General features: G+C 74.1%; 1 protein-coding gene. It reads right to left on the bottom strand.

The features are described from left to right. Positions 1–4,775, bottom strand: a 4,775-nt coding sequence (locus V1L54_RS29150) for an SDR family NAD(P)-dependent oxidoreductase (protein ID WP_330121166.1), incomplete at both ends; no start/stop codon positions are given.

Genomic DNA, 4,775 nt, shown 5'->3' with positions numbered 1-4,775 from the left:
ACACCGCGTCCTGGGTGTGCTCACCGAAGGCGAGGGCCGTCAGTGCGGCCGCGTGGGGGTCGAAGACCACGGCTCGGTGTGCCAGTTCGGCACGCGTGGTGGCCAGGGAGTGCGCCAGGTCGGCGGGGTCCGCGTCCAGTCCGGCGAGCAGGGCGGCTTGCCGGGCGAGTGCATCCGGCGTAGCGCCGGACAACGGGGTGGGCAGCGGGATGTCCGGGCGCTCGCCTCGTGCACCGACGGGTGTCTTTGCCGTTTCCGGAGCCTGTTCCAGGATGGTGTGCGCGTTGGTCCCGCTGATCCCGAAGGAGGAGACGCCGGCCCGGCGCGGACGGGCCGCCTCCGGCCAGGTGCGGTTCTCGGTGAGCAGTTCCACCGATCCGGACGACCAGTCGACCTCCGGGGTCGGCTCGTCCACGTGCAGCGTCGCCGGGAGGACCCCGTGCCGCAGCGCCATGACGGCCTTGATCACGCCCACGACACCGGCGGCGGCCTGGGTGTGCCCGATGTTGGACTTCACCGACCCCAGGTAGAGGGGTTCCGAGCGGTCCTTGCCGTACGTCGCGAGCAGCGCCTCCGCCTCGATCGGGTCACCGAGCCGCGTGCCCGTACCGTGCGCCTCCACCAGATCGACGTCAGTCGCCTCCAGTCCGGCCGAGGCGAGCGCGGCGCGGATCACCCGCTGCTGCGAGGGCCCGTTCGGCGCCGTCAGGCCGTTCGAGGCGCCGTCGGAGTTGACGGCGCTGCCGCGGACCACGGCCAGCACCTCGTGCCCGAGCCGGCGGGCGTCCGAGAGCCGCTCGACCAGCAGTACGCCGACGCCCTCTCCCCATCCGGCGCCGTCCGCGGAGGCGGAGAAGGCCTTGCAGCGGCCGTCGGCGGCCTGGCCGCGCTGCTTGCTGAACTCGGCGAAGACGGACGGCATGGAGAGCACGTTGACTCCGCCGACCAGGGCGAGGTCGCTCTCCTGGTACCGCAGCGACTGGCAGGCCAGGTGGAGGGCCACCAGGGACGACGAGCAGGCGGTGTCCACGGTGACCGCCGGGCCCTCCAGCCCGAAGGCGTAGGCGACCCGGCCGGACAGCACGCTGGGGGAACCGCCGGTGACCAGGTAGCCTTCGCCGGCCTCGGGGTCGCCCGCCAGCACGGTCAGGTAGTCCTGACCACCGGTGCCGGCGTACACCGCCGTGCGCGAACCGGCCAGCGACCGGGGGTGGATGCCCGCGCGCTCCAGCACCTCCCAGGAGGCTTCGAGGAGCAGTCGCTGCTGCGGGTCCATGGCCAGCGCCTCACGCGGCGAGATGCCGAACAGTTCGGCGTCGAAGGCGGTCGCGTCGGGGAGGAAGCCGCCCGTCTGCGGGTAGTCGCCACCGAGCGCGTCGAGGTCCCAGCCGCGATCGGCGGGGAAAGGACCCATCGCGTCAGTGCCGGACTCGACCAGCTTCCACAGGTCTTCCGGGGAGCGGACGCCGCCGGGGAAGCGGCAGGCCATGCCGACGATGACGATCGGGTCGTCCGCGACGGGGGCGCTGTCACGTACGGGCACCGCCGGAGCGGCGGCCTCAGGATCGCCGTCGGCGCTCGCGTCGGTGATCTCGGTGGCCAGGAAGCGGGAGAGGGCCAGGGGACTGGGGTGGTCGAAGACGACGGTCGCGGAGATGCGTAGACCGGTGGTGAAGGTGAGGCGGTTGCGCAGTTCGACGGCGCCCGCCGAGGTGAGGCCGAGTTCACCGAGCGCCCGGCCCGGCTCCACCTCGGAGCCCGACTCGTAGCCGAGCACCAGCGCCACCTGGTCACGGACCAGTTCGAGCAGGAACCGGTTGCGCTCCGCCTCCGAGGCCCCCGCCAGCCGCTGGGCCGGCGACAGGCTCTCCTGGTCGGCGGCGGGGTCCTGGGCAGGGCTCTGCTGAGCGGTCTGCCGGAGCTTGCGCACGTCGGGGAGTTCGTCGAGCAGGCGGCTGGGATGTGTGGCGGTGAAGAACCAGGAGAAGACCTCCCAGCGGATGTCGGCGAGGGCGAGCGCGGTCTCATCGCGCTCCAGCGCCGTACGCAGCCCCGCCAGGGCGAGTTCGGGCTCCATCCGGAAGATGCCGTGGCGCTCCAGGACGTCACCGAAGTCGCCCTCCGCCATGCCGGCGCCCGCCCACGAGCCCCAGGCCACCGAGGTCGCGACCAGGCCCTGGGAACGGCGGTACTGCGCGAAGGCGTCCAGGAAGGCGTTGCCGGGGGCGTAGTTGCCCTCCCCGGCCGAGCCGAAGACGCCGGCGAGCGACGAGAAGAGGACGAAGGCCGACAGGTTCAGGTCCGCGGTGACCCGGTGCAGGTTGAGGGCGCTGGCGACCTTGGCCCGCAGCGCGGTCTCGACGCGGTCCGGCGTGAGCGAGTCCACGATGCTCGAGTCGACGACGCCGGCGGCGTGGAAGACGGCGGTCAGCGGCTGGGCGGCGGGCAGGTCCGCGAGGACGGCGGCCAGCGCGTCGTGGTCGGCCGCGTCCACCGCGGCCACGGTGACCTCGGTTCCCGACTCCCGCAGTTCTGCGGCCAGTTCCGCCGCGCCGGGGGCCTCGGGGCCGCGCCGGCTGAGCAGCAGCAGGTGTTCCGCGCCCGAGGCGGCGAGCCACCGGGCGACGTGTGCACCGACGCCGCCGGTGCCGCCGGTGACGAGCACGGTGCCGGACGGCTGCCACACCCGTCGGGGCGGGGTCGGCTCGGCGCGGCGCAGGCGGGGCACGAAGACCCCGGTGGCGCGTATCGCCGCCTGGTCCTCGTCGGTGCCGGCGAGGACGGCGGCGAGCCGGGCCAGCGCGCGCGGTTCGGGTTCGGCGGGCAGGTCGACCAGCCCGCCCCACTGGGTGTACTCGTGGGCGGCGACCCGGCCGAGCCCCCACGCCAGAGCCCGGTCCGGGTGCGTGACCGTGTCCCCGGGTCCGGCGGCGACGGCACCGGAGGTGGCGCACCACAAGCGCAGTGGTTCGCCTGTGTCGTGCACGGCGTGCAGCAGGGTGATGGCGACGGCGAAGGCGGCCGGGGTGGCGGGGTGTCCGGGGGCGTGACCGTCGGTGAGGAAGAGCAGTGATAACACGCCGCTCGCGCCACGCAGCCGCTCGGCGAGGGCGCCGCGCTCGTCCTCGTGGGAGACGGGCAGCAGTTCGGGGGCGGCGCCGGCCTCCGCCAAGGCCGCGGAGACGGCGGTGACCAGCGGGTGTGCGTGGTGGTCCGGCGGTACGGCCACCACCCAGCGGCCGTCGAGCCGCCCGGCGGGGAGTTGTGCGGGTGTCCAGGCGGTCCAGTAGCGCCAGTTCTCGGTCCGGCTGCGCTCGCGGTCTCGCCGGTGCCATGAGGAGAGAGCGGACAGCGCCTCCTCGAGCGGGGTCCGGCCGCTCACGTCGAGCATGCGCTGGAGGGCGGGCAGGTCCTCCTGCTCGACGGCGGACCAGAACCAGTCCTGCGAGCGGTCCACGGCGAGTGGTTCGGGTTCGACGGTGTCCAGCCAGTAGCGGCGACGCTGGAAAGCGTAGGTGGGCAGCTCGACGCGGGTGCCGCCACGGCCGGCGTACACCGCGGCCCAGTCGACGCGGACGCCGTGTACGGCTGCCTCGGCGACTGCGGTGAGCCAGCGCCGGACCCCGCCTTCGCCGCGGCGCAGGGTGCACAGTACGGAGGCGCGCAGCCCCAGGGCCTCGACGCTCTCGCTGATCCCCAGGTTGAGGCCGGGGTGCGGGCTGACCTCCAGGAACAGGGTGCGCCCCTCGGTCAGCAAGGCACGGGTGACATCCTCGAACCGCACGGTGTTGCGCAGGTTGTCGTACCAGTAGTGGGCGTCCAGCCCGGCGGTGTCCCTCCGCTGGCCGGTCACCGTCGAGTAGAACGGCACCGTCGAGGAAACCGGCGCGACCGGGGCCAGGTCGTCCAGCAGCCGCTCGCGGATCTGCTCCACCTGCGCGCAGTGCGAGGCGTAGTCCACCGGGATGCGCCGCGCCCTGATCCCCTCTTCCGCGCAGTGCGCCAACAGCTCCTCCACAGCGCCCGCCTCGCCGGAGACCACCGTGGAGCCAGGCCCGTTGACCGCCGCCACCGACAGCCCCTGCCACCGGGCCGCCAGCCCCTCCGCCTCCGGGACCGGCAGCGCCAGGGACACCATCCCTCCCTGCCCCGCCAGCTCCCGGGCGACCGCGCGCGCCCTGAGCGCCACCACCCGCGCCCCGTCGTCCAACGACAGCCCGCCGGCGACCACCGCCGCCGCGATCTCCCCTTGGGAGTGCCCCACCACCGCGGCCGGCACCACCCCCACCGAAGCCCACAGCCTGGCCAGCGACACCATCACCGCCCACAGGACCGGCTGGACCACCTCCACCCGCTCCAGCTCGGTGCCCTCCCCGCGCACCACCTCCAGCAGTGAGAAATCGGTGAACGGCTCCAGCGCCCGGTGGCACTCCGCCATCGCCTCGGCGAACACCGGCTCCCGCTCCAACAACTCCGCGGCCATGCCCGCCCACTGCGAGCCCTGGCCGGGAAAGACGAAGACCGTGCCCCCCTGCCCCGGATCCTGGGTGCGGGCGATCACCTCCGAGGTCTCCCGGCCCTCGGCCAGCGCGGTCAGGCCGCGGCGGAACCCGGCGTGGTCCTCGGCCAGCACCACCGCACAGTGCTCCAGCGTCGCCCGGGTGGTGGCGCAGGAGAAACCGATGTCCACGGGCGCCGGGCCGTTCTCCTCCCCGGCCTCCCGGAGGTGGCTGAGCAGCTGCCCGGCCTGTCCCCGCAGCGCCTGCTGGGTGCGC

Source organism: Streptomyces rubellus, assembly GCF_036323805.1.
Lineage (GTDB): Bacteria > Actinomycetota > Actinomycetes > Streptomycetales > Streptomycetaceae > Streptomyces.
Note: the sequence above shows the minus strand (reverse complement) of the source record. Positions and strands in the feature narration are given on the sequence as shown.